The sequence below is a fragment of the Thalassotalea sp. PP2-459 genome (assembly GCF_001913705.1).
GTDB classification, from domain to species: domain Bacteria; phylum Pseudomonadota; class Gammaproteobacteria; order Enterobacterales; family Alteromonadaceae; genus Thalassotalea_C; species Thalassotalea_C hakodatensis.
Window position 1 is genome coordinate 1 of record NZ_MKQD01000035.1, and the last position, 24,994, is coordinate 24,994.

21 protein-coding genes, 1 tRNA gene, 1 pseudogene and 1 riboswitch are annotated in these 24,994 nt (G+C 38.0%); of the genes and pseudogenes, 8 read left to right on the forward strand and 15 right to left on the reverse strand.

The features are described 5' to 3' along the window. Positions 1-10: 10 nt before the first annotated feature. From BI291_RS07840 to BI291_RS07860, 5 genes are all read right to left on the reverse strand, one after another. Positions 11-86, reverse strand: a tRNA-Gly gene (locus tag BI291_RS07840). A 251-nt stretch (positions 87-337) separates the two neighbouring features. Continuing rightward, positions 338-916, reverse strand: a complete 579-nt coding sequence (gene pgsA, locus BI291_RS07845) for a CDP-diacylglycerol--glycerol-3-phosphate 3-phosphatidyltransferase (RefSeq protein WP_074498042.1) — start codon at positions 914-916, stop codon at positions 338-340. A gap of 88 nt (positions 917-1,004) precedes the next feature. After that, positions 1,005-2,846: an excinuclease ABC subunit UvrC gene (gene uvrC / locus BI291_RS07850; RefSeq protein WP_074498045.1), complete on the reverse strand. Its 1,842-nt coding sequence runs from the start codon at positions 2,844-2,846 to the stop codon at positions 1,005-1,007. Between the two features lie 6 nt (positions 2,847-2,852). After that, positions 2,853-3,497, reverse strand: coding sequence for a UvrY/SirA/GacA family response regulator transcription factor (gene uvrY / locus BI291_RS07855; protein ID WP_074498048.1), 645 nt, complete (start codon positions 3,495-3,497; stop codon positions 2,853-2,855). A gap of 146 nt (positions 3,498-3,643) precedes the next feature. Continuing rightward, positions 3,644-3,892 (reverse strand): hypothetical protein, encoded by a 249-nt coding sequence (locus BI291_RS07860; RefSeq protein ID WP_074498051.1) that lies wholly within the window; start codon positions 3,890-3,892, stop codon positions 3,644-3,646. Between the two features lie 183 nt (positions 3,893-4,075). Between BI291_RS07860 and fabA the strand changes: the two genes are divergently transcribed. Beyond that, positions 4,076-4,591 carry a bifunctional 3-hydroxydecanoyl-ACP dehydratase/trans-2-decenoyl-ACP isomerase gene (fabA, locus tag BI291_RS07865; protein WP_074498053.1) on the forward strand — a complete coding sequence of 172 codons (516 nt, stop codon included), beginning with the start codon at positions 4,076-4,078 and terminating at the stop codon, positions 4,589-4,591. A gap of 137 nt (positions 4,592-4,728) precedes the next feature. Here the strand turns inward: fabA and BI291_RS07870 are convergent, their stop codons facing one another. Together BI291_RS07870 and BI291_RS07875 are read right to left on the reverse strand one after the other, a co-directional pair. Next, positions 4,729-5,907, reverse strand: a complete 1,179-nt coding sequence (locus tag BI291_RS07870) for a cystathionine beta-lyase (RefSeq protein ID WP_074498055.1) — start codon at positions 5,905-5,907, stop codon at positions 4,729-4,731. A 133-nt stretch (positions 5,908-6,040) separates the two neighbouring features. Next, positions 6,041-8,485, reverse strand: a complete 2,445-nt coding sequence (locus BI291_RS07875) for a DNA polymerase II (protein WP_139302584.1) — start codon at positions 8,483-8,485, stop codon at positions 6,041-6,043. A 108-nt stretch (positions 8,486-8,593) separates the two neighbouring features. Here BI291_RS07875 and dinG point away from each other — a divergent pair, with 108 nt between their 5' ends. Further along, entirely contained in the window at positions 8,594-10,696 is a 2,103-nt protein-coding gene (dinG, locus tag BI291_RS07880) for an ATP-dependent DNA helicase DinG (protein ID WP_074498057.1), read from the forward strand. Between the two features lie 97 nt (positions 10,697-10,793). On the opposite strand, the gene BI291_RS07885 is transcribed toward dinG, so the two are convergent. From BI291_RS07885 to pdsO, 3 genes are all read right to left on the reverse strand, one after another. Beyond that, positions 10,794-11,318, reverse strand: coding sequence for a hypothetical protein (locus tag BI291_RS07885; protein ID WP_074498059.1), 525 nt, complete (start codon positions 11,316-11,318; stop codon positions 10,794-10,796). Positions 11,319-11,533: 215 nt separating this feature from the next. Next, a complete protein-coding gene (locus BI291_RS07890) occupies positions 11,534-12,382 on the reverse strand; it encodes an MBL fold metallo-hydrolase (RefSeq protein WP_175573092.1) in 849 nt (282 codons plus the stop codon). Between the two features lie 139 nt (positions 12,383-12,521). Next, positions 12,522-13,307 carry a sortase-associated OmpA-like protein PdsO gene (pdsO, locus tag BI291_RS07895; RefSeq protein ID WP_074498064.1) on the reverse strand — a complete coding sequence of 262 codons (786 nt, stop codon included), beginning with the start codon at positions 13,305-13,307 and terminating at the stop codon, positions 12,522-12,524. A gap of 197 nt (positions 13,308-13,504) precedes the next feature. Between pdsO and pdsR the strand changes: the two genes are divergently transcribed. Both pdsR and pdsS read left to right on the forward strand, forming a co-directional pair. Further along, a complete protein-coding gene (gene pdsR / locus BI291_RS07900; protein ID WP_074498102.1) occupies positions 13,505-14,212 on the forward strand; it encodes a proteobacterial dedicated sortase system response regulator in 708 nt (235 codons plus the stop codon). Then, positions 14,212-16,365 (forward strand): proteobacterial dedicated sortase system histidine kinase, encoded by a 2,154-nt coding sequence (gene pdsS, locus BI291_RS07905; RefSeq protein WP_074498067.1) that lies wholly within the window; start codon positions 14,212-14,214, stop codon positions 16,363-16,365. Before pdsR ends, pdsS begins: the two co-directional genes overlap by 1 nt. A 14-nt stretch (positions 16,366-16,379) precedes the next feature. Here pdsS and queE read toward each other — a convergent pair whose 3' ends face one another. Beyond that, positions 16,380-17,054: a 7-carboxy-7-deazaguanine synthase QueE gene (gene queE / locus BI291_RS07910; protein WP_074498070.1), complete on the reverse strand. Its 675-nt coding sequence runs from the start codon at positions 17,052-17,054 to the stop codon at positions 16,380-16,382. Between the two features lie 67 nt (positions 17,055-17,121). Between queE and queC the strand changes: the two are divergent. After that, positions 17,122-17,805, forward strand: a pseudogene (gene queC, locus BI291_RS07915) (7-cyano-7-deazaguanine synthase QueC); the annotation flags it as partial. Between the two features lie 45 nt (positions 17,806-17,850). Here queC and lysC read toward each other — a convergent pair. Beyond that, on the reverse strand, positions 17,851-19,203 hold the full coding sequence (gene lysC / locus BI291_RS07920; RefSeq protein ID WP_074498075.1) for a lysine-sensitive aspartokinase 3: 1,353 nt from the start codon (positions 19,201-19,203) through the stop codon (positions 17,851-17,853). Between the two features lie 139 nt (positions 19,204-19,342). Continuing rightward, a riboswitch (Lysine riboswitch) is annotated at positions 19,343-19,529 on the reverse strand. A gap of 177 nt (positions 19,530-19,706) precedes the next feature. Between lysC and BI291_RS07925 the strand changes: the two genes are divergently transcribed. Then, entirely contained in the window at positions 19,707-20,462 is a 756-nt protein-coding gene (locus BI291_RS07925) for an ElyC/SanA/YdcF family protein (protein WP_083601960.1), read from the forward strand. A 57-nt stretch (positions 20,463-20,519) separates the two neighbouring features. On the opposite strand, the gene BI291_RS07930 is transcribed toward BI291_RS07925, so the two are convergent. Continuing rightward, complete coding sequence (locus tag BI291_RS07930; RefSeq protein WP_074498077.1) at positions 20,520-21,278, reverse strand: Nif3-like dinuclear metal center hexameric protein; 759 nt, start codon at positions 21,276-21,278, stop codon at positions 20,520-20,522. Positions 21,279-21,286: 8 nt separating this feature from the next. Continuing rightward, positions 21,287-22,051: a class I SAM-dependent methyltransferase gene (locus tag BI291_RS07935; protein WP_074498079.1), complete on the reverse strand. Its 765-nt coding sequence runs from the start codon at positions 22,049-22,051 to the stop codon at positions 21,287-21,289. 103 nt (positions 22,052-22,154) lie between these two features. Between BI291_RS07935 and gloB the strand changes: the two genes are divergently transcribed. Further along, the gene (gene gloB, locus BI291_RS07940; protein ID WP_074498082.1) at positions 22,155-22,964 is read left to right on the forward strand and encodes a hydroxyacylglutathione hydrolase; all 810 of its coding nucleotides are present in this window, start codon (positions 22,155-22,157) and stop codon (positions 22,962-22,964) included. Positions 22,965-23,034: 70 nt separating this feature from the next. Then, entirely contained in the window at positions 23,035-24,666 is a 1,632-nt protein-coding gene (locus BI291_RS07945; RefSeq protein ID WP_074498086.1) for a LysM peptidoglycan-binding domain-containing protein, read from the forward strand. Positions 24,667-24,706: 40 nt separating this feature from the next. Here BI291_RS07945 and BI291_RS07950 read toward each other — a convergent pair whose 3' ends face one another. Further along, on the reverse strand, positions 24,707-24,928 hold the full coding sequence (locus BI291_RS07950) for an HAD family hydrolase (protein WP_074498097.1): 222 nt from the start codon (positions 24,926-24,928) through the stop codon (positions 24,707-24,709). Between the last annotated feature and the right edge of the window lie 66 nt (positions 24,929-24,994).

A 24,994-nucleotide genomic window follows, 5' to 3' on the forward strand; every position in this document is an offset into this window, starting at 1 on the left:
TGTAAGAAATTGGAGCGGCTAACGAGACTCGAACTCGTGACATTCACGTTGGCAACGTGATGCTCTACCAACTGAGCTACAGCCGCTTCATATTGTTCACTCTATTTAAAGAGTAGCGTGAGCAAGTAACGAGACTCACTCTCTATACCTTAGTGACATTCACATTGAAAACAATGTGCTATCAATTAAGCTACAGCCGCTTCATTTGCTGACTCCCTGTCAACTGGAGGAGCATTCTACATAGAAAATTATGTGAGTCAACAATTTAATATCAATTTTAATTCAACTGGTTAAAAACCGACTGATCTGTCGATTTTTTACTAAATTTATGTTTATTTTAATGCTTTAACTCTGGCCAAGCAGCTTTAAAATAGCTCACCATTGTAATAACAGTAAGAACCGTCGCGATATAATAAAAGGCATAAGCTGCAAACATTAAAATTTCATGCGGGAAATTAAATAAGATTAACGGTATATCATAATTAGGCTGCCAAATTAGTCCCATCACCCCCAGCATTTGTGCGGCTGTTTTATATTTGCCTAAAGTAGAAACGGCAACAATATCTCGTTTACCTTTTGAAGACATAAACTCCCGTAAGGCACTAATAAATATTTCTCTGGAAATCATAATCATTGCAGGCACTGCAACGTACCATACTTCAAAGTCAGCCGCGATCATGATTAATGCCGCTGCAACCATCAGCTTATCAGCCACAGGGTCTATAAATGCACCAAAGGCCGATGATTGATTTAACCTACGTGCTAAGTAACCATCAAGTGCATCACTTACGGCCGCTAACCAGAAAATAGCAAACGCACCAAAATGACTCCAAGAGATAGGTAAATAAAAAACAATAATAAAAACTGGAATTAAGGTAATTCTAAATAATGTAATTTGGTTTGGGATGGTCCACATATTACTTCTAGGCTCATTAGTATATCGATTAACGTAGCTGTCAAAAGTCTACGAACAAAATCGTTTCAGACATTTTACACAACTGGGGTTAATTGTCATGTAAAGCATTATAAATAGTTTCAGCAAGTGAGTTACTGATCCCAGGTACTTTAGCTAAGGTATTTTTATCCGCGGCCTGTACTTCTTGCAAGCCGCCAAGAAATTTCAATAATGCCTGCCGTTTTTTAGCGCCTATACCCGGTATTGTTTCTAATGTAGACTTTTTACTGACTTTTTGTCTTTTAGCACGATGTCCTGCAATAGCAAATCGGTGTGATTCATCACGAATATGCTGCACTAGATGCAATGCGGGTGACGTACCAGGCAAAGAGATTAATTGATGCGTACCTGCTAATATAAGTGTTTCTAATCCTGGCTTTCTAGACTCACCTTTGGCAACCCCAACTAATAAAGGCGTATTATTTAAATTGAGCTCAGCAAAAAACTGTTCTGCTTTAGCCAGTTGACCTTTACCACCATCAATAAACACAATATCTGGTAAATTATCTTCGTTAGTCAGTTTTCCATAGCGTTTATTTAAAGCAAAAGCCATTGCAGCGTAGTCATCACCTGGGGTAATGCCAACAACATTGTATCGACGATAATCGCTTTTTAGCGGCCCTTCTCTATTGAAGACTACATTAGATGCAATAGTTTGTTGCCCCATGGTATGACTGATATCAAAACATTCAATACGTTGAATTCCATTCCCCATTTCAAATACTTCATTTAATGCATCAAATCGACTTTGCATTGATTCTTTATGAGCATTTTTACTTTGCAAAGCAATTTGTGCATTAGTGTTTGCAAGCTTAATGTATTGCGCACGTTCAGATTTAACCCGGTAAGACATTTTCACATCGAACCCTGCTTGTTGCGTTAATAATTCAGCTAAATGTTGACTGTTTTCTATTTTAAAAGGCACCACAACTTCTTTAGGTGTGTTACCTGTTTCTAATGAGTTGCCAAAATAATGTTGTTGAATAAACGCTTCAATAACTTCTTGATCATCGGTATCAGAAGGTACGGTCGGAAAATAACTTTTACTGCCTAAAATTTTATGTTCACGAATAAATAGTAAATGAATACACACTTGAGAATGATGGCGATAATAGCCTATTACATCCAATTCAGCCGCAATACCACTAACAAATTGTTGCTGCTGTACTTTTCTCAATGTAGAAATTTGATCTCTAAAACGCGCTGCTTTTTCAAATGCTAATTCAGCACTTGCATGTTCCATTTTATCTACCAAATCTGCGATTACATCAGAACTTTTTCCTCGCAGGAACAATTTTGCCAGATTCACTTGTTCTTGGTAGTCAGACTCGCTAATTTTATCTACACATGGCGCGGAGCACCTGCCTAATTGGTATTGTAAACAAGGTCGACTACGGGCACGATAATAGCTATCTTCACATTGACGTATAGGAAACAACTTCTGCATTAAACGTAAGCTTTCCCATACTGCGCCCGCGCTTGGATACGGGCCAAAGTAGTCTCCTTTTACTTTTTTACCACCGCGGTGCAATCCAAGTTTTGGATGTTTATGATCAGTAATTAACAAATAGGGATAAGATTTATCATCTCTTAATAAAATATTGTACTTAGGAAGGTACTTTTTAATGTAATTATTTTCTAAAATTAACGCTTCAGCTTCCGTATTGGTTACGGTTACATCAATTGCTGAAATTTGTTTAACTAAAGCACGCGTTTTATTACTGCCTACGTCTTTTCTAAAGTAGCTTGAAAGGCGTTTTTTAAGGTGTTTCGCTTTACCAACGTAAATGACCGTACGTTTATCATCATACATACGGTAAACGCCTGGCTGCTCGGTTACCGAGGCCAGAAAGGCTTTATATTCAAATGTGGTTGGTTGTTCTTGAGACAAAACAAATTAAAGCGTTTCGGTTTTTAACATTCCATGCCTAATAGCAAGGTGAGTAAGTTCAACGTCATTACTAACATTTAACTTTTCAAACATACGATACCGATAGCTGTTAATCGTTTTAGTACTTAAAATTAATTGTTCTGATATATCAGGTACTTTTTCACCCCGAGTGATCATCAGCATAATTTGAAGTTCACGTTCAGATAATACATTAAACGGGTTTTCATCAGGTGATTTAAACTGATTTAGTGCCATTTGCTGCGCAATTGCTGGTGTGAGGTATCGTTGACCACTGTTTACTGCTCTAATAGCGTTTACCATTTCATCTGAGCCAGCGCCTTTCGTTAAGTAACCTGCGGCACCTATTTGCATCACCTTTGTAGGAATAGGGTCTTCACAATACACCGTTAACACGATCACTTTAACATCTGGTGCGTAGCGAATTATTTTCTTTGTCGCTTCTAAGCCACCAATACCAGGCATATTCATGTCCATTAACACAACGTTTGGCTCATCCTTGCGACAAAAAGCAACAGCTTCTTCACCTGTTTGACACTCGCCTACAACCTTCAGACCTTTTACGTCATCAAGTATTCTTCTAATACCTGTGCGTACTAATTCGTGATCATCTACTAATAAAACGTTAATCAAAGGACAAATACCTTACTCATATTAATAAAATTGCGTATTTTAAAGCCCGTTAAGAATATAGCGAAAGCCAAGCCAACACAACGGAAAAAATAGCACTCTAGCGTATTTTATTTAACTTATTGGTCAATTATAGCCGAGTACGTGGTTTATAAATTATTTTTTTTCAGCCAGCTATTAAGTAATGCAATTTGACCATTTTTATATGCCGCATATGTCAAACGAATGGCATTACTCATAATAATACTATCATTCCAACCTGTTTGTTCTGTGATTAACTGATAGCATTCTTTTGCTTCTTGCGTCATGTATCCACGTATTTCTTGTTTTCCTCGCTCTTTTTGACGTTCGCGATACCGCTTTTGTTTCTCTGCGTTAGATAAAGGCTCTTTTTTCATTTTATTCAACTTGTTAGCTTAATATATATTAACCAAAATTCGGTTATGCGTTACCGAATTTTAACTGTAGAACCACCTTTTAACAAACAAATAATAAAAAATTTAACTGTTCAGAGTTGTTTAGTGTACAAGTGTTCGCTAAAGTAGCGCCTTTGAAATTTAGACCAACACATTGAAAAGCTAATGGCACAACAAAACTCATATACTAAAGAAGAGCTCGTTTTAGCGGGTACAACAGACTTTTTCGGTGAAGGGAATAGTAAATTACCTGCTGATAACATGTTAATGATGGATCGTATCAAATTAATCACAGATGAAGGTGGTTTGTACGGTAAAGGTGAAATCATCGCAGAACTTGATATTACTCCTGACCTTTGGTTTTTTGATTGTCACTTTAAAGGTGACCCTGTAATGCCTGGTTGTTTAGGTTTAGATGCAATGTGGCAGCTTGTTGGTTTTCATCTTGCTTGGTCAGGTGGTCCTGGTCGTGGTCGTGCTTTAGGTGTCGGTGAAGTGAAGTTTACCGGTCAAATATTACCTACCGCTAAAAAAGTCACTTATAAAATTAACCTAAAGCGCGTTATTAAACGCAAACTCTTTATGGGTATTGCTGACGGAAGTGTTTCTGTTGATGGTAAAGAAATTTACACTGCTAAAGATTTGAAAGTAGGTTTATTCGCAGACACGTCTGCTTTCTAAATAATAGATTTACACTCGCTAACGTTAAATATATTAATATAAGCGTTGGGATAAGATGAAATATTAAGGCCAAGTCATGACTTGGCCTTTTTTTGTATTTTTCTTTAATAATCTAAAGTGAAATGCTTACCTTAACGTTATCGCTCGTTAAGCGATGCAGCTAAACGTTCAAAGCCGTTGGCAAGATCTTCAATTAAATCATCAGGATCTTCTAAGCCAATATGCAGCCGAATAATAGGTTTTTGATAGGCTACTTTGGTTGCAGTTCTTAGTCGTTCAACATTATTCGCTAGAATTAAGCTTTCAAATCCTCCCCATGAAAAGCCCATTTTAAAATGGTGCATCCCATCTAAAAACTCATTCATGGCGGCAGTATCTCCAATGTTTAAAACAAATGAAAATAAACCATTCGAACCGGTAAAATCACGTTTAAAGAATTCATGACCAGGGCATGATTCAAACGATGGGTGTAATACCGTCTCAACTTCTTCACGAGCAGCTAACCAATGGGCTACTTTTAATGCATTCTCTTGGTGTTGCTTTAACCTAACACCTAAGGTGCGTATACCCCGTAAGGCTAAATATAAATCATCAGGCGAAGTACATTGCCCCATTAAATAACTGTTTTCACGCAATTTAGGCCAAAATTCTTCACTGGCTACCGCAGTGCCTAGCATCACATCAGAGTGACCAACAATATATTTGGTAGCCGCTTGAACAGAAATATCAACACCATGGGCAAATGGGTCAAAAAATATGCCAGCAGACCATGTATTATCAAGCATAACAATACAATCATGTTGATGAGCCACTTTTGCAATACTTGGTACGTCTTGAATTTCCATAGTGATTGAACCAGGTGATTCCAAGAATATTAAGCGAGTATTTTCTTTTATAAGTGATTCAATGCCAGCGCCAATTAACGGATCATAATAGGTTGTTTCAACACCAAACTTTGCTAATACGTTTTCACAAAAGTCACGAGTAGGTTCATACGTAGTATCAACCATTAAAATGTGGTCACCTGCTGAAACAAAGGCAAGTATAGCATTAGTGATTGCCGCGGTTCCCGAAGGATAAAGTGCACAACCTGCTCCACCTTCAAGCTCAATCATCGCATCTTGAAAAGCAAACGCTGTTGATGTGCCTCGGCGTCCGTAGAATAACGTTTGATTACCGCGATTAGCCGCGGCTTGCTTCATCTGCTTTACTGAATCAAATACTACCGTAGAAGCACGCTCAACGGGTGGGTTTACTACACCACGCGTCCATTTACTGCTTCGACCCGCATTAATAATTTTGGTCTGTTTCTTCATATTACTCACTTTTCTTTTTAGCTATCTAGCCATCTAAACACAACATACTGGTAATTGAACTGAAACGCACGTTATTTTTCAGTTAGTTCTGTTATTAGTTAATCATTAGCAATCTATTGTAAAAGTTACACATTCAAAATAGCGATTGCTGAGGAGCCACTATTTGATCGAAAGATTCTCCGATAAACGGCAAAATAGCATCAGCAACAGCAGCTAATTGACGATCAATATACAACTGATAATCCATTGGTGCATTTACGTAGCCAACAACTTGTGGCCCCGATGTGGTTAATACATATTCAACCCAACCTTTATTTTGAAATCGTAGCGCTCTACCCTGTTGACTATTTATCTCATCGGCAGCACGTGCCGCTTTTATATGCGGTGGCACATTTTTGACATACAAGTGTAGTTTTCGACGAATACGTTTACGATATACCAATAGATGATCCAGCTCACCTTTTAAGGTTTGTTGCACAATACTGCGAACATAATCGATAACGGGTTTATCATTAAACACTTTACTATACAACGACTTTTGAAACTGTTTAGCAAGGGGAGTCCAGTCAGAGCGTACACTTTCTAACCCTTTAAAAATAATATTTTCAGTACCTTTTTTATTTACAATGCCGGCATATCGCTTTTTAGTGCCAACTTCTTGTCCTCTAATCGTAGGCATAAAAAATTTAATAAAATGGGTTTCAAATTCAATTTCTAATTGGCTGGTAATCTTGTATTTACGAGTTAGCTCTTCTTGCCAACGTTGATTAATCAAATCAGCAAGTTCATCTCCTTTTACTTTGCAAGCAGCTTGATCAAGATCATCTGGTACACTGACAAAAATAGAGTCTGTATCACCATATATAACTTGAAACCCTCTCTGTTCAATCCAACGTTTCGTCGTTTTTAGTAATTCATGACCACGTTTCGTAATAGAACTTGCGAGTCGAGGGTCAAAAAATCGGCAACCGGTTGAACCTAATATACCGTAAAAGGAGTTCATAATAATTTTGATCGCTTGTGAAAGTGCATCATTATGTTCAGCTTTTGCTTTGTCACGTTCAGACCATAACTCTTCAATAATATCGGGCAGAAAGTGTTTATCTCGGGAAAAATATGCACCGTCAAAACCTTCTATACTATGGTCAATATCGAGTAATCCTTCCACCATCCCCATGGGATCAATGTTAAAGGTACGAATAATACTGGGATACAAACTTTTAAAATCGAGAACCAATACGTTTTTATACAGTCCAGGTATTGAATTCATCACAAAGCCACCCGGCGACACTAACCCTTTCATTCCGTCGCCTAAATTAGGTGCAATATAACCAGCTCGATGTAACTTAGGTAAATAAAGGTTGGTAAATGCAGCAACTGATCCCCCTATTCTGTCAATTGATAAGCCAGTTAATTCAGCACGCAGTTTAGCAAACGATAACAAGTCAGTATGTTCAAATATCTGCAACACTAGTGCACAATCTTGCATGTTGTAGGCTGCTAAGGCTAATTTATCATGATGAAAATTATCAATGATTTCAGCCACTCGATTTTCAACATCTTCAACTTTTTTTCCAACACCGAGTAACTCTGTTGCCACGGAATCTAATGAAAAGCTACTAAAAGAATACGTTGCCGTTCTTAGTAAATCGATTCCGTCTATGATCACACGACCATTAATATCAATAAAAAGCTGCTCACTTGCGCGATTTTTCCTCCATCGTGGTTGTTTACCATCTCGTCCAATTGAAAACGTTAATCGATATAAGTCGAATCGTTGTTGTAAAATTTGAAAATCAAAGTTAATAACATTCCAACCAATAACAATATCGGGATCATATTCATGAAACCAACGGATAAGTGCTTGAAGTAACGCCTTTTCATTTGCGCACCAGACAATCTGCGGATAGATATGATTCGCTTCATCTGTAGAGAGTTTATTAGAGTAACAACCAGTATTTTCACCGATCATCAGTATTGTTTTCACTGATTCTTGCTGATCAGACTCTAAATAAAGACCTATAGAAAATAATTCACCTTTTAGCGTGCATTCAATATCTAATGAAACTACTGAAAACGACACTGGAAAACGTAATTTACCTTCAACTAAAGACCTCGCTTTAACACCAGTAAATACAGGAGGACTACCTAACTGTTCATCAATTGATGATTGACATATAAACTCTACATTGGCGGTAATAAAGCGTTCCATCAAATACCGTTCATCTGGCCTAATATCATCTTCATAACGTTTAATATCATGATTTAATAGCACTTCACGGGCACGATAAAAGTGCTGCATTGAATTAAAATAGAACCCCGTGACTTGTTGCTGTTGAAAGGTTTTTAATGTTAACGGAGTAATTTTATTAACCGTTATTGCAGCCGCTTTTAGCAGAGCAAGAGACTTATCAACGTTTTCATTTTCGATAAAAAATAACGCCTGTTCATCATAAATATTGATACAACTAACGCCATCTTTGCTTTTTACCCAGTAAGATAAAACGATACCTGCTTGACTGTCGTAAGCCTGCCTCGTCAAAATAAAGCCTTTAATAGTTTCACACGATTGCAGCAAATAAAATCCTTAAAGTGTTATCAATCGCACCAGCGAACTGGTAATATATACAGCATTGTAAATTAAATTGACGCTAGAATAAACCGTCTCAGGGAGTTAAAGCTTTCTATGCTTTCCGATAATATAAAACAAGCAATACGAACAGCTTACAAAGCATTCGGTGAAAACCTAGAGAACTTCAATCCTAGAAAACAACAAACTTTTTTAATTGCAGAAATAGCAAAAACGCTTGCAGGGGAATACAGCAAAGATCGTAAAATAATCGCGATAGAAGCAGGTACCGGTACAGGAAAATCACTTGCGTATTCCTTAGGCGCTATTCCACTGGCTAAAGCGAAAGACAAAAAAGTGTGTATTTCAACAGCAACCGTCGCATTGCAAGAACAACTAGTGGAGAAAGACTTACCTTTTTTAAAGCAACATAGTGGCATTGATTTTTCATTCACACTGGTAAAAGGTCGACAGCGCTATGTATGCCGACAAAAATTAACCGCAGCAGTAAGCGCGCAAGACACCCCACAGCCCGGTTTTACCTTCGCTGAAAAACCCTCTGAGCGTGACATAACACTTTTAAAACAATTGCATAAAGCTTTAATGGAAAATCACTGGCAAGGTGATAGAGATTCATGGACAGATCCTATTCCGCATCATATTTGGCAACTTATTCAGTCTGATAAATACAGCTGTTTAAGAAATGTAGCTGATCATACGCATTGTCCGTTTCATAAAGCACGAGAAACCATGGATAACAGCGATGTGTTAGTGATTAACCACAGTTTGCTCTTGGCAGATCTTGAAATGGGTGGAGGTAAAATTTTACCTGATCCAGAAGATACTTATTATATTATTGACGAAGCGCACCACCTACCGAAAATAACCCGTGATCACGCCAGTGCTGCAATTGCTTTAAAAGGTGCAACAGAATGGCTAGATAAACTTAAAGAGTTAGCGGATAAAATGGCAAAGCTAATCAAATCGCAAAGTGCTATTTCACCGTCATTAAAACTAGCAGATGACTGCACAGATCTCCTCACTGATTTACAAAAAGTTCTTACCTTCATTGATGCTAACAAAAGCATCTATTTTGCGCCTAATAAGCGTACTAAGTTTTCTACAGACAAAGACAATACCGTTTATCGTTTTGAACACGGTGTGCTGCCTAAGGCTATAAAACAACCCGCAGAAGATTTAGAAGAGCTTAGTAAAAAATGTTTAAATCACGCGAATAAACTATATTTTCTGTTAATGGAAGCGGTAAAAGACGGTGAAGTAGCAAGTTATTTAGCCGAACCTCTATTATCAGAATATGGTTTTTTAAATCAACGACTAGAAAACTTTCATGCCTTATGGGCTATGTATGCAAAAGTTGATAGTGAGAAAGCAGCACCGGTTGCTCGTTGGTGTGAATTAACTGAACATAAAAAACTTGATTACTTATTAGCAGCATCCCCCATTGAAGTAGGCTTTACCTTGGAAGATAAGTTATGGTCAAAATGTGAAGGAGCTGTACTTTGCTCTGCAACCATAATGGCGTTAAATTCATTTGATCATTTCCGCCGACAAGTAGGCCTAGGTATTACTGATGGTACTCAGTATCAAAAGGTTGACTCGCCTTTTGATTATCAACAGTGCGCACAATTGAAAATAATTGATACTGAATACGAGCCAAGTGATGAACGTTTTACCGATGAATTAATTCGAAGGCTACCAGAACTGATTGCCCAAGATATGGCAACATTAGTGTTATTCTCATCTTACTGGCAGATGGAAACTGTCGCTAAAGCACTGCGTGAAAAAAATAAATTGTCTATTTTGGTTCAAGGCGAGCAATCAAGACAACACATCATTGATAGTCACAAAAAGTACTGTGACAGCAATAAAAGCAGCATTGTTTTTGGCACACAAAGCTTCTCAGAAGGGCTTGATCTGCCCGGTAAATATCTTACAAATTTAATCATCACCAAACTCCCCTTTTCTGTACCAACAAGCCCAGTAGAAGAGGCCCACGCTGAATATGTAAGCGCAAAAGGTGGAAACCCTTTTATGTCAATTAGTGTTCCTGAAGCAAGCAAAAAGTTAATACAAGCGACAGGTAGATTGTTAAGGAATGAAAAAGACACGGGTATTATTACCATTTTAGACAAGCGGTTAAAAACTAAACGCTATGGGCAAGATCTACTCAATGCCTTACCGCCTTATAAACGAGGTTAATTATTGAATAACTAAGGTCTGTTCAACTTTAGAGATTAAATTTTGTTCTAACTAACGCGAAAGTTCAACAGGCCCCAATATACGCAAGTAAAAAAGCTTACCTGCTGATCGACCCTTTCGGATACGGCCCTATATCTTCAATAGCTAAGGCTAATGCTTTCTCTATGTCGGGCATCAACGCTTGATGTCTTATATGTAAATAATGATAGCCTTCAATAGTTATTAACTCAGCTGTTTGATATTGTTTTTCAGGCAGATCCACATAACTCCCGAAGTCATTTGATGTAATTGTTAATATATAATCAAGGCGTTTACGCGAAAACATTTCAGCTACTTTCCCCGCTGAGGCAATTTCATAAATATTCGCTTTTTTATCAGCCATAAATACTTTAGTAACATTTACTCCTGCGACTGTACCTATAGTTTTTCTTTTTTGATTAACAATAGATGGATCACAGACAACATCAATTTGGCAGATCAGCATTAGTTTACCTTCCGCTAGTCTAACGGGTACACGAATAAATTCAGGGATAGCATGCTCTACTAAAGGGGTGCGCATTGTTAATGCATCTATATTGCCTTTATTGGCTTCAATCACCCCTCTATCTAATGGAAACTCCATAAAGGCAACTCGAAAGTCTAAAGAATTGTATGCGTGCAAGACATAACTTTTATATCAAAGCAAAGCAGATGAGTCATTTGAAATACTAATATTCATAGTTTTCTGATTTGCTGCAACAGATGAGCTGAAAAGCAACACGAGTATAATTAACACGCTGTAAAAACATCGCATTCTTGCGGTTCCCGTAACTTCCGTGTGTTTAGTGAGTATAGTCGCTACTTTATAACATGCTTACTCTTGGGAATTAAAAAATAATCTTTTGTGTATTCGTCAAGTCGTTTCGGAGGGGTTTTAGGTACATGAATGCCTATATGCTTATCAGCATTTAATACATTAAACAAAATATCTCGCCCTTGAGCAGACATAAAAAACCAATAAGGTGGGAAGTTCACATTCACACGTGTTTTAGACCAATGTGATTTGTACGGTATATAATGTTGGATATCAGGGTCTGCATCTCCCATATGCATAATGGTTTTACCATTATTAAACGTCACTCTGAACACTAAGTTTTCTACATCTGCCCTTGCCGGCCAACCAGCATGTGGGATCCTCACCGCATCAACCGTTAAGTATTTTCCGTTATATGTCCATGGGTTACTGTTAAGCGTTAAATCAATAGAATGCAGTTGTTTAGCTTCAATATTTGCTGTTTGATTAGTTCGCTGTTCAATGTGTTTTATCGCCTGCTTAGCAGCAAAAAGTGAAACATTTGTGTTAGTAGCTAGATACTTTATCATCATGTCTGCGTCAAAATGATCTCGATGCGCATGACTTATAAAGATTGCGCTAATATCGTTAAAAGGAGGCTTGTTTTGCATAATTGCCGTTATTAAATGTTCTGGCACTTGCTGATAAATACCAAAGTCATGGCTAAAGAATGGATCAAATAGTATTTTCTCATTGCCTGATTCGATAAATAGCGCTTCATTACCCAAATAAGTAATGATGGTTTGATTGTCTATCTTATGCTTATCAATAACAAATTGTTTTTTGCTTTGATGCTGTTCATAAACATCATGGCTATATGCTCCGCCACTTAAGCAAATTATTACCCAACTCAAAACACCACAGAAATTGCATTTGATCATTTGCTTATCACATTACGTTTGATTTTGAATTTATTAACGTAACACAAGCAAGTAAAAAAACCAGAGCATTGCACTCTGGTTTAGGCTTGATCAAACTGTCATTACACCTCCTTTAATTACTGACCGTTTTAATGCTAGTGTTTGAATCGTTTGAGTGTTGAAGCTTGATAACTACACGGCGGTCATAAAAACTCACCTGGTTTTCATTACTGGCTACCACAGGCGCCTGCTCACCAAAAGCAAATAAATTAATTCTATCTGCTGCGATCCCTCGATCTATCAATGCTTTTTTCACCGCATTTACGCGAGCAATTGACAGTGCTTTGTTACGCGCTTCGCTGCCTTGTAAGTCTGTATAACCAGATAAATCCACTTTAATTGTCGGAGACATTGCTAATAATTTCGCTAATGCATCAATTTGACTTTTATAATGCGGTTTTAACGCGCTTTCACCTGTGGAGAATTGAATACTCATTAATAAATTTTCCGCTTGAAGTTGCGAAGCATTATGCTGCTGCTGTTGCATTGCCATCAGCTCTTGTTGATACTCTTGCTCAGCTACTTGCAATTTTTGTTGATAGTTTTTCATTGCCTGTTGGTAATTTGATTGTGTTTGGTTCAATTTCACCGTTAAGCCCTCACGCTGTTCATTTGCGTTATAATGCTTTGCTGCAAAAGCGCCAACAGCACTTGAAACGATTGCACCCAATGGCCCTGCCACAATAGCGCCAATTACAGCACCTGAACCAAAGCCAATATGTACATTTTGTTTTTCTTCTTCATGAGTTAATAATTTCACTTCATCATTAGATTCAGCAGCAAACGATTGTGGAACAATTAAAGCACCAAGTGTTAAAGCGATGACTGCATTCTTTTTTACTGTGTTGTGAGTTTTCATTAGCATTTCCTGTTTTGGGTCATTAAGTATCTTTTCGATAGAAGTTATTTAACCAAAAGAATCAGGCAATTAAGCGTAGCTAACATGGCAATGTGGCGATCAAATGTGGCAACAATATGGCAATTAACAATTTTTCGCGATTTTCCCGAAAAAGTTTTATATAGTGCACACATTAAGAACGAGATGAGATGCCAATATTGAAGCATATAGCTATTGTTGAAGATGAAGCGGCAATTCGTGAAAATTACGCAGAAGTATTAAGAGCACAAGGCTACCAAGTACAAACGTATGCCAATAGAACTACCGCTACTCAAGCATTTAACATAAAACTACCACAACTTGTTATTTTAGATATCGGATTAGAACAAGAATACGATGGTGGTTTTACCCTATGCCAATGGCTTCGCAGCATTTCTGAAACATTGCCTATTATCTTTTTAACCGCCAGAGATAACGATGTTGATACCGTATCAGGGTTACGGATTGGTGCTGATGATTATTTAACAAAAGATATTAGTTTACCCCATTTAACAGCACGCATCGCAGCGATTTTTCGACGATTAGAAGTACAAAATAAACCCACCAAAGAAGATCACCTTTTATTGATTGGTCAGTTAACAATAGATAGCCAACGCATGACCGTAAAGTGGCAAGATAGTTATGTTGATTTAACTATCACTGAATTTTGGATGGTACACGCATTAGTAAAAACCCCAGGACATGTTAAAAATCGGCAACAACTGATGCAAGATTCTAAAATATTTGTCGACGATAGTACTATCACCTCTCATATAAAGCGTATTCGCAAAAAATTTATGCAAATTGATGTTCACTTTGACTGTATAGAAACGGTTTACGGTATGGGTTATCGTTGGAATGAACCTAAACCATCAGTGAGCAACTAATGGCAATACGTTTTGGTTTACGCAGCAAGTTATTATTGCTATCAAGCTTTTTGGTAACGATTCCTTGGTTTGGTTATCAGTACGTATGGGAAATGGAAAAGTATTTACGTTTTGGCCAAGAGCAAACCATTTTAGGTACAGCTCGTGCGCTAGCAACAGCATTACACGAACGACCGAATCTTTTTAATAACCAAGCAAGTTTTTTACCCAGCGTAGAAAAAGGCAAAGACTTATATAGCTACCCTTTATCACAACCCATCAATTTAGATGGCCAGCATTTTGATTGGCCTGACTACCTAAATAAAGCTCATTATTATGGGGCTAGTAATTTACTGTATGATCAAAGCAAAGAGAATAATATTTCGTTAAATTACACTGCAGCGGTTGGAAAATACGATAAATACCTTTATTTTTATTTAAGTGTTGTTGATGATACGGTCGTTTTCCGCGATCAAAATGCGATTAGTGTATTACTAAACGATCGCGTTGAGCTTGCTTTTATTAGCCCCAACGGTGAATTTCAACGTTATGTGATCAGTAATAAAAACGCAGGATGGTTAGATGCTTTTCATTTAAAAGCCAATGAGAAATACCCAAGCCGTGCACCATTCATTCAAGGAAAATGGCTAAACACTAATCAAGGCTACAATATAGAATTACGTATTCCATTAGATAATATTAGCGACACACTAGCCTTTGCTGTTCATGATGTTGATCAACCCTTTAGTGAAACAATAACAACGATTGCAAGTGCTGATACTACCAGTGCCGACACGCTAGGAACCATCTTAGTTCCCTCTCCAGAAATAGAGCGTATTGTTAAAGGCATGCGTTATACTCAGTCAAGTATTTGGGTAGTTGATCAACATAATCGCGTGCTTGCCCGTGCTGGTGATATAACCAATGCAGAAGGCCTTTGGCACAAAACGTCAGGGATAGCTGACCAAAATGAATGGCACAGCAAAATAAGTAAGTGGCTTACTCCTTTATTTGAAACACTGCTGACACAACCCCCTAAATATTTTGTCGACCAATTATATGATGCACAAAATCTCACTGGCGAACATATCGAATCTGCGCTACTTGGCACTCCAGAAAGCCAATGGCGATTATCGGCAGATAAAAAAGCTGTCATATTAACAGCAGCTCACCCTATTTATATTAACAATCAAGTTAAAGGCGCGGTTATTGTAGAAGAAACTAATAATGGTATTCGAACGGTTCGAAATCAAGCATTAGAAAAACTATTTACCAGCATTTTAGCCATCATGCTATTTGGTATTTTAGCGTTTTTCTTTTTTGCTAGCAGAATTACGAATCGTATCAGATCATTAAGAAATCAAGCGGAACAAGCCATCGACGAACATGGGCGCATTAAAACCTTAGTGCCTGCTGCAACAACGAATGACGAAATTGGTGACCTATCTCGCAGTTTTTCAACCGCGGTTAGCCGATTAAACCAATACAATCAATACCTTGAAAACATGTCATCTAGGCTTTCACATGAATTGCGCACACCCATTGCGATCGTGAGAACATCACTGGAGAATTTATCTCTGCAACCATTACCCGAAACAACAACAACAACGGTAGAAAGAGCACAAGGCGGTTTAACCCGATTGAATTTGATCTTAACCAACATGAGTGAAGCGACAAACTTAGCGCAAATGCTGAAAAACACAGACTATAGTACGTTCGACATCATCAAAGTATTAGAAGGCTGCTTACAAGGCTATCAACAAATTTATACTCAACATGACATTAATTTTCACAATACTATTGATTCAGCCAACATCAATGGTTCACCGGAACATATTGCACAATTGCTCGATAAAGTGTTTTCAAATGCGGTTGAGTTTAGTATCGATCAGCAGATCACCGTTAGCACCGCAATTAAACAACAAAAATTTTACCTTTATGTCAGCAATAATGGTGAACATCTTCCTCAAGCAATGGCTGAGCGATTATTTGATTCTATGGTATCTATTCGTGAAAATCGTCAAGAACCAGAGCAAGATAAGCGCCCACACTTAGGACTAGGGCTATATATCGCCAGGCTAATTTGTGAATTTCATCAAGGAACTATAAAAGCTAGTGATCATCACAATCCCGCAGGTGTTACGATAACTATTGAATTACCTATTATTGATTAAGCTTTAAAAATTGCTTATTCAATCCCAATATATTTGTGCACTTGAATGGATAAGCGCCAGTTATTTTCGATGCAAGTTTGAATGGCTAATTCAGTAGCGCGTTTTTTTTGGCTAATTGGCTGTAAATACACAGGTTTATCAGTGATATTATTCTTTTTTAACAATAGTTTTAAATCATCCACGTGCGTTTCTGTTGCTACAGGGTGTTTAATTTCATTAGCACGTTCCAATGCACTTTTTAACACGGGATAGCCACCTTTCATATTTATCTTAGGCGAAACAGTGACCCAACAAGCATCAGTCGTTTTAATTTCAAACGTACCAGAGGTTTCAATTTGTGTTGAAAACCCCTGTTCTTCTAGTGTATGACATAGAGGCGTTAAATCAACCATACAAGGCTCTCCGCCCGTAATAACAATATGACGCGCTTTGAAACCTTGTTCTTTAAAAACAGATAATATTTCTTGCTCTGTTAAATTAGCCCAACTGACAGATTCTTGTGGTTTATTGACCATATTGTCAATATCTACCTGATCAACAACGTCAATATCCCACGTATGCTTAGTGTCACACCAAGAGCAGCCAACAGGACACCCTTGTAACCTTAAAAAAATAGATGGTTGGCCAGTAAAACTGCCTTCACCTTGGATAGTTTCAAATAATTCATTAATTTTATACGTAACACTCATATTGCTTTGCAGATTGCCTATTTAATGGTTAAACGAATTCAAGTAAAATGCGCAAGATTTCTATTATACCCTAGTGAGACAAAATATGAGTAACAAAGTCGTGGTAATTTATTCTGGCGGCATGGATTCGTTCACTGTATTAAATAAAGCGGTTCATGATGGTAAGCAAGTATTTGCCCTATCGTTTGATTATGGCCAACGCCATGTTAAAGAATTAGATTGCGCAGCAAGCGTTTGCGCTACACTAGGCATTAAACATAAAATAATTGATATATCGGCAATAAACCAATTATTAGCGGGATCTTCACTAACCGATGATATTGAGATCCCAGAAGGCCACTACGAAGAAGAATCAATGAAGTCAACGGTCGTACCTAACCGCAATATGATTTTGTTATCGATGGCCGTTGGCTATGCCGTTTCTGTTGGGGCTAGCCAAGTTTATTACGGTGCACACTCTGGTGACCACGCAATCTATCCAGATTGCCGTCCTGAGTTTGTACAGAAAATGAATGATGTCTGTCAAATTGCAAACTATGAAGCAGTGGAAATTTATAGCCCTTACTTAACGGTCACAAAAACAGATATTCTCACCGACGGATTATCAATGGGTTTAGATTATAGCCAAACATGGACTTGTTATAACGGACGAGAAAAAGCCTGTGGGAAATGTGGCGCTTGCCAAGAACGTTTAGAAGCATTTAGCGAAAATAAAACAACAGATCCTCTGCCTTATGAAATAAGTGCATAACGCTTATAAAAAATCAGCGCCGTGCAAAACTTGGCGCTGATTTTATCATGCAAAAGTGAACAAGTTCTTATGCAGTTGCTCTACCGCTAGGTTAGCTTGCTGTTCATCAACCAGAAAACACAGGTTATGTTCACTTGCGCCTTGGCAAATCATTCGTACATTAACACCAGATAGTGCTTTGAAGATATCGGTTCCAACTCCATTTGTTTGATGGATATTGTTACCTACCACGGCAACTAATGACAAACCATGCTCTACGGTCACTTCACATAATTGTTCCAACTCTTCAACAACCGTTGAATTTAATAATGCTTGAGTTGAACCTGTAGGATTATCAAAGGTCATTGCAACACTAATTTCACTGGTAGTGATCAAATCAACACTTAATTCATGCTTTGCTAATACTGCAAACACTTTGGCTAAAAAGCCACTGGCATGCAACATAGCTGGGCTCTTCACTGTAACAAGCGTTTGTTCACGACGTAAGGCAATAGATCGATAGGTAGGTTTTGATGCAACGGTTTGCTGTATGCGTGTTCCGCCTTTCTCGGGTTCTTTACTAGAACCAACAAAGACCGGAATGTTTTGACGCATCGCAGGAATTAAGGTAGCAGGGTGTAAAATTTTAGCACCAAAGGTCGCCATTTCCGCAGCTTCGCCAAAGCTAATTTCCTTGATAGATCTCGCTTGATCCGTGATCCGCGGATCCGTGGTAAAAATACCCTCAACGTCTGTCCAAATGGCAAGATTATCAGCTTCAAGTGCTTCTGCTAGCAAGGCAGCACTATAATCAGAGCCACCTCTTCCAAGCGTTGTGGTGTAACCTGCATCATTTTGACCAATAAATCCTTGAGTAACCAGTACACTTGACTCAAGCTTAGGGGCTAAAAAAGTTGAAACGTTGGCTTTCAATTTTTCAAGATTTACCACCGCTTTTCCGTACAAGTCATTCGTTTTCATTACTTGACGAACATCAAAATACTGCCCGGGTAAACCTACTGATTGTAATACTTGCGCAAAAATTCTTGAGCTCATTTGTTCACCAAATGATAAAATTGCATCGGAAATACGCGCACTATGGTTTAACGCATTTGCACTAGCATAAGCAGCAAGCTCTTCTAACAAAACAGAAATTTGTTGATTTAGATCATCGTGTACATCAAGGTGCTGAGTAATATTATATTGGATATTGCCTATGTTCTTGATGATTGCATTTTGTTCAGCAACAGGTACGTTTGGCTGTGATAAACGCACTAAATAGTTTGTGACACCTGCGCTTGCAGAGACAACAACCAGTTTATTGTCTGAATTGTTTTTTATGATATGTGCACAACGAAGCATTGCTTGATAATCAGCGACACTTGTTCCACCAAATTTTGCTACTGTTACTGATGTCATGACGACACCTCAACATCAAAAAAACGGCTAAAGTTTAACGTTAACATGTAAAAGGTCTCCCTATCTGCTATTGAGCTGGCGATTATTATTAAGGAAGAGCATGACTGAGAAGAAATTCGTGTGAAAATACCGATTCGTTTCAGCCAGAAGCCCTCCACCCCATCTGTTTTACAACAGAGGTGACAGCCCTAAGGATTCAACCTTAGTAACCGAACATTATTTTTCCACACAAAAATAAGTCCTCGGCGATAGTCCCCCTCATTAGCTATCATTGGAATAGTGGTTCCTAAAACTAACTACCTGGCTATCGCACCTCTTCTGGAACCTCAAAATCGAGTAAATAGTCTAATTTTGAGGCGTCGTTATTAAACGTTAAATAAACTAAAATTACAATACATTAAGCGAAAAAAATAACGAAGTGAATTAGCATACAAATTCACCCGGTTAATTGTTATTATCCCTCTGCTTAACTATCAAAAAATGTTTCATACAGGCGAATATAAATGGATCTGTTTTTACTAAAGAAAATAATCGGCTTTTTACTGATGCCCATGAGTATTGTCGTTTTATTAATGCTGTTAGCATTATTGCTTTTTAATCGTGCTCGACGTTGGAGCTTTCGTTGTCTATTTTTGTCATCGATACTGCTTATTTTCTTATCAACACCTTGGGTAAGCGATCGATTAATGGCTCCTATTGAAGCGAATTATGAATCCTTCACGAAACAAACCAGCAATGTCGATTTTATTGTTATTTTAGGCTGCGGTCATACAACAGATCTATCGCTACCAGCAACCTCTCAATTAAAAGCTTGTTCGCTGCAACGTATGGTTGAAGGTCTAAGAATTTACCATTTGCACCCTGAGGCACAATTTATCACCTCAGGGGCAGCGCTTAGTGATCCTACGCCCAATGCGGTTATGGTTAAAAATGCATTAATAAGTTTGGGTGTGCCTAACAAAAAGATATTTGTGCAAAATTTTCCTAAAGACACTAAAGAAGAGTCTGAAATAATTGCCCCAAGAGTAAAAGGTAAAAATGTCGTGTTAGTCACAAACGCTGATCATATGCCCCGCAGCGTAGCGTACTTTAAACAACAAGGAGTAGCTGTTATACCTGCCCCTGCGAGTCCTTGGGTGAAAGGATTAGATCAAGAAAAAAAATGGGCATATTTTCTTCCACAAGCAGAAAGCTTGAAACAGAGTACCAATGCATGGTACGAAACGTTGGGTAGAATTGTTCAATTTATTACAGGGTAACGAGGAATTTAGGGCGCATAAACGCCCTGTTAAGTTTACCTTTTATAAAAATAAACGTTATGCGGGGTTATCAATATCAATAAATATAGCATCAAGCGAAAGGTCTGTAGCTATTTTTTCTGCTAACGCTTTCGCACCATAACGTTCTGTTGCATGATGGCCCGCTGCAAAATAATGGATATTCATTTCTCTGGCCACATGGGTGGTTTGTTCTGATATTTCACCGCTAATGAATGCATCAATACCAAGCTCTGCCGCTAATTCGATAAAGTTTTGTCCACCACCGCTACACCATGCAACTGTATAAATTGGTTTATCGATATTTGGGGCTATATGTAAGCATTTTCGTTCAAGCTTTTCACTGATTAGTCTCGCAAAATCTTCTCCGTTGGTTGGTGCATTGAGCCGTCCTTGTAATGAAACACTTTGTGGGTTTCCAGTTTCCAAAGGGCCAGTGATATCAATACCAAAAAGTTTTGCCAATTGTGCGTTATTACCTAGCTCTGGGTGAATATCAAGTGGCAAATGATAACCAAACAAATTAATATCATTTACTAATAATGCTTTTATCCGCTTATGCTTCATGCCTTTGATCACATAAGACTCGTTTTTCCAAAAGTATCCATGGTGAACCAAAATTGCATCTGCCTTTTCTTCAATTGCCCGTTCGATTAATGCTTGTGTTGCTGTAACACCTGTGATCACTTTGTTAACCGTATTCGTGCCAGCAATTTGCAGCCCATTAGGACAATAATCTTTAATTTTCTCTGGCTTTAATAAAGTATTTAGATATTGTTCAAATTCATTTAACTTCATATAAATTCTCAATTATTGATATTCTTTTTGGTATGTCTAACTTTTGAGCCTACCGAAGATACGTTGATCGGTGCCAATTTAGGTTTTAATTTCCACTTAGGCTTGATGGGTGTTAATGGCAACACCCGTTTTTTTGCCACAATCACATAGATAGAACCTAAGCCAGGCACAAAGCGTTGAGTAAACTGTCGCCACTGCCGAGCCATTAAATGTTGGCTCACATTATTTGCTAACATTGAGTGTAAACAACGTTCATCAGCAAGTATTTCGTAGCCCATCAAGTCCAGCCAATCTTTCACTCTCAATGGTGTGAAAAATCGCTCATTCCATGGAGGCTGCTGTCTACGATATGGTACAAAACTGTTTAACCCTGCAAGACTAAAAGCGTTATAGCCAGTGATCACAAGGTACCCATTTGGTATAAGCACGCGATTAGCTTCACGGATCACATGATGTGGATCTAAGGTAAATTCTAATACATGACTTAGTAAACACACATCAACGCTATGTTCTAATAAAGGTAGGTCTTCTATTTCTGCATTTATATCAGCATGCGGTTTGTGCTCTGAAATGGTGACTTGATGTTGAATAGTAGAAGCCGAGGTATTGATATGGTGACTTAATGCACCAATTTTCAGCAGATGATAACCAAAAAATTTTGGCCACCAAGGAGCTAAAATAGTGTCAATTGACTCAACAATCAACTTGCCATTGGGAAGCTTTTCCCAAGATGAAGGAGAATGTGGTTGTCTAAACGACAAAGCTGGTTTCATAACACGCCAAAATCAATCAAAAAAGTTAAAACACATCGCTATATTTTATTAAGTATCATTAATCGATACAATTAACACAGAATGTTACCACCTAAGGTGAATTATGTCACAACTTCAACAACCAGTATCCATACAAGTTAACGCAATTAAAGCATTTACAGATAATTATATATGGGCACTCTTTGTACCAGGATTTTCAAAAGCCGTTTTAGTTGACCCTGGCGATGCAAGTGTGTGCATTGATTTCATTGAAAAGAATAATTTGCAACTGGACGCAATACTTATCACTCACCATCATCCTGATCATGTTGGTGGCGTTTCAGAACTTAATCAATATTGTATAAATAAAGAATGGTCTATCGATATTTTTGGTCCAAAACATAAAGATATTCCTTGTGTAACTACCTTTGTAGAAGATACAGATATTATCGAAATACCTTCACTTTCATTAACGTTAACTGTGATGACTTTGCCTGGCCATACACTTGAGCATGTTGCTTATTACGATAATAAAAAACTTTTTTGTGGTGATACGTTGTTTTCTGCTGGTTGTGGACGATTATTTGAAGGCTCCCCCGCGCAAATGTTAGATTCTCTGCACAAATTAATCACGCTGCCAGAAAACACTGCAGTATATTGCACACACGAATATACCCTTGCGAATGTTAATTTTGCACTCACCATTGAACCAAGTAATCTTGCACTGGTTAATTATTATAATAAGGTTGTTCAATTAAGAAAAAATAATCAAATTACACTTCCTTCGACGATCAAACAAGAACTCGCAGTAAATCCTTTTTTACGGTGCAATGAGCCAGAAGTACAACAAAGCGCTGTTGAACATAGTCAAATACAAAATAAAGATGAACTGTCAGTATTTACCGCGATCAGAGCTTGGAAAGATAACTTCTAAACAAAATCTATATTGAATAACAGTTTGAAATAAGTGACACTTACAGCAACTACGTAACCAAAAGGCTTTCATGAAGTATTTAAGTTTTCCTCTTTCCGCACTCGTGATTTTAACCGGTTGTCAAACGATCAGTGATAACAGCACGAAACAAGCGCCGAAAAATCAAATACCTGAGCATATAGCTCAGCAGATAGCATCTCCAGTAGATGTTAGTCATGCACTATTAGCAGATGAAACAGCAGATGTTATTCATCCAGTTGAAGATGTAGACATTCCTTTAGAAGATAACATCATTTTAGATGATGGTATCTGGCAAAGAATTCGTAACCAACTTGTCTTTCAAGTCCCCGAAAATAGACGCGTTACTGTGCAAAGAAACTGGTACGCAAAACATCAGGCCTATTTAGATCGAGTAGCAAAGCGCGCAGAGCCATTTATGCACTTTATTGTGCAAGAAATTGAAGCAGCCGGTATCCCCATGGATATCGCATTATTACCCATTGTAGAAAGTGCATTCGATCCGTTTGCCTATTCTCACGGAAGAGCTTCTGGCATGTGGCAATTTGTCCCAGGTACGGGAACACGTTTTGGCATGAAACAAAACTGGTGGTACGACGGTAGACGTGATGTCGTTGCATCAACAAAAGGCGCAATTAAATATTTAAAATATTTACATAAATTCTTCGATGGTAATTGGATGCATGCTTTAGCAGCATATAATTCTGGTGAAGGCCGAGTTCAGCGTGCGATTAGAAACAACAAAAAACGCAATAAACCAACCGACTTTTGGTCGCTCGATTTACCCAGAGAGACACGGGCTTATGTGCCAAAACTATTAGCGTTAGCTGATCTGGTTAAAAGACCTAAAGAGTTTAAACTATCCCTTTATAAAATTGCCGATAAACCGGTTATATCAGTAGTGGATATCGGTTCACAACTTGACTTAGCAAAAGCCGCAGAATTAGCTAATTTAACATTAAAAGAGCTTCAACATTTAAACCCAGGGTTTAACCGTTGGGCAACAGATCCTAAAGGGCCACATTATTTAGTATTACCTGATAACAAGGTATCTGCTTTTAAATCAGGGTTAAATAAATTATCCAAAAAAGAGCGATTAGCTTGGCAGCGCTATAAAATAAAGCGAGGTGACAGTCTTGGTATCATTGCAAACCGTTTTAACACGGATATTGGCGTGATCAAGCAAGTTAATAACATTCGAGGCACACAAATCCGTGAAGGTAAACACCTTTTAATCCCAGTAGCCGCAAAATCTTTAGATAAATATATTTTATCAAGTGAACAACGACTCGCAAAAAAACAAAACTATCCCCGAGGTTCAGAGAAGTTAACACATATTGTTAAATCAGGAGACACCTTCTGGGACTTAAGCCGAGCGTATGGTGTAAATTACCGTAAGCTTGCAGCATGGAATGGTATGGCACCACGAGACGCTCTCAGAATAGGGCAAAAATTAGTTATTTGGCGTAAATCAAAAGTAACTACAGCTGCCACACCTTCAAGTGACGCTATTGTGAGGAATATCACGTATCGGGTAAGAAAAGGCGACTCCTTTGCACGAATCGCCAACAAGTTTAATGTAACCATTAAAGAAATTGAACGTTGGAATAACTTAAGCCGTAAAAAGTATTTGCAACCAGGTCAAAAGTTAAAGCTTGCTATCGATATCACCAAAGCTATTTAAAAGAAAAAAGCACCTTCGGGTGCTTTTTTACGTTTGTGACTTACCTCAACAACGATTGTAGCTCGACTAAAGAACCCACGATCGCTTCTGGCTGAAACATACTTAACTGTTCTTGGTTATGCACCCCATGGGTAATACCAATACTATCAACCCCCGCACGTTTCGCCATTTCCATGTCAAGCATGGAATCCCCTATCATGACGGCACTCTCTGGCGGCACATTACATTCAACTAATACCAACTCTATTAAATATTTAGCCAACTTAGCACTTCATTAGCGCGCTTAGAACAAGCTAAATAATTTAAGCATAGTCGCTCTATGGTTCGA

What these genes read in the sequence shown, in the direction of transcription:
- BI291_RS07860 (WP_074498051.1), bottom strand. Translation starts at nt 3,892, where the DNA reads ATGAAAAAAGAGCCTTTATCTAACGCAGAGAAACAAAAGCGGTATCGC.
- pgsA (WP_074498042.1), bottom strand. Translation starts at nt 916, where the DNA reads ATGTGGACCATCCCAAACCAAATTACATTATTTAGAATTACCTTAATT.
- gloB (WP_074498082.1), top strand. Translation starts at nt 22,155, where the DNA reads ATGTCACAACTTCAACAACCAGTATCCATACAAGTTAACGCAATTAAA.
- queE (WP_074498070.1), bottom strand. Translation starts at nt 17,054, where the DNA reads ATGAGTGTTACGTATAAAATTAATGAATTATTTGAAACTATCCAAGGT.
- pdsO (WP_074498064.1), bottom strand. Translation starts at nt 13,307, where the DNA reads ATGAAAACTCACAACACAGTAAAAAAGAATGCAGTCATCGCTTTAACA.
- BI291_RS07885 (WP_074498059.1), bottom strand. Translation starts at nt 11,318, where the DNA reads ATGGAGTTTCCATTAGATAGAGGGGTGATTGAAGCCAATAAAGGCAAT.
- BI291_RS07925 (WP_083601960.1), top strand. Translation starts at nt 19,707, where the DNA reads ATGGATCTGTTTTTACTAAAGAAAATAATCGGCTTTTTACTGATGCCC.
- BI291_RS07930 (WP_074498077.1), bottom strand. Translation starts at nt 21,278, where the DNA reads ATGAAGTTAAATGAATTTGAACAATATCTAAATACTTTATTAAAGCCA.
- pdsS (WP_074498067.1), top strand. Translation starts at nt 14,212, where the DNA reads ATGGCAATACGTTTTGGTTTACGCAGCAAGTTATTATTGCTATCAAGC.
- BI291_RS07870 (WP_074498055.1), bottom strand. Translation starts at nt 5,907, where the DNA reads ATGAAGAAACAGACCAAAATTATTAATGCGGGTCGAAGCAGTAAATGG.
- fabA (WP_074498053.1), top strand. Translation starts at nt 4,076, where the DNA reads ATGGCACAACAAAACTCATATACTAAAGAAGAGCTCGTTTTAGCGGGT.
- dinG (WP_074498057.1), top strand. Translation starts at nt 8,594, where the DNA reads ATGCTTTCCGATAATATAAAACAAGCAATACGAACAGCTTACAAAGCA.
- BI291_RS07935 (WP_074498079.1), bottom strand. Translation starts at nt 22,051, where the DNA reads ATGAAACCAGCTTTGTCGTTTAGACAACCACATTCTCCTTCATCTTGG.
- BI291_RS07945 (WP_074498086.1), top strand. Translation starts at nt 23,035, where the DNA reads ATGAAGTATTTAAGTTTTCCTCTTTCCGCACTCGTGATTTTAACCGGT.
- lysC (WP_074498075.1), bottom strand. Translation starts at nt 19,203, where the DNA reads ATGACATCAGTAACAGTAGCAAAATTTGGTGGAACAAGTGTCGCTGAT.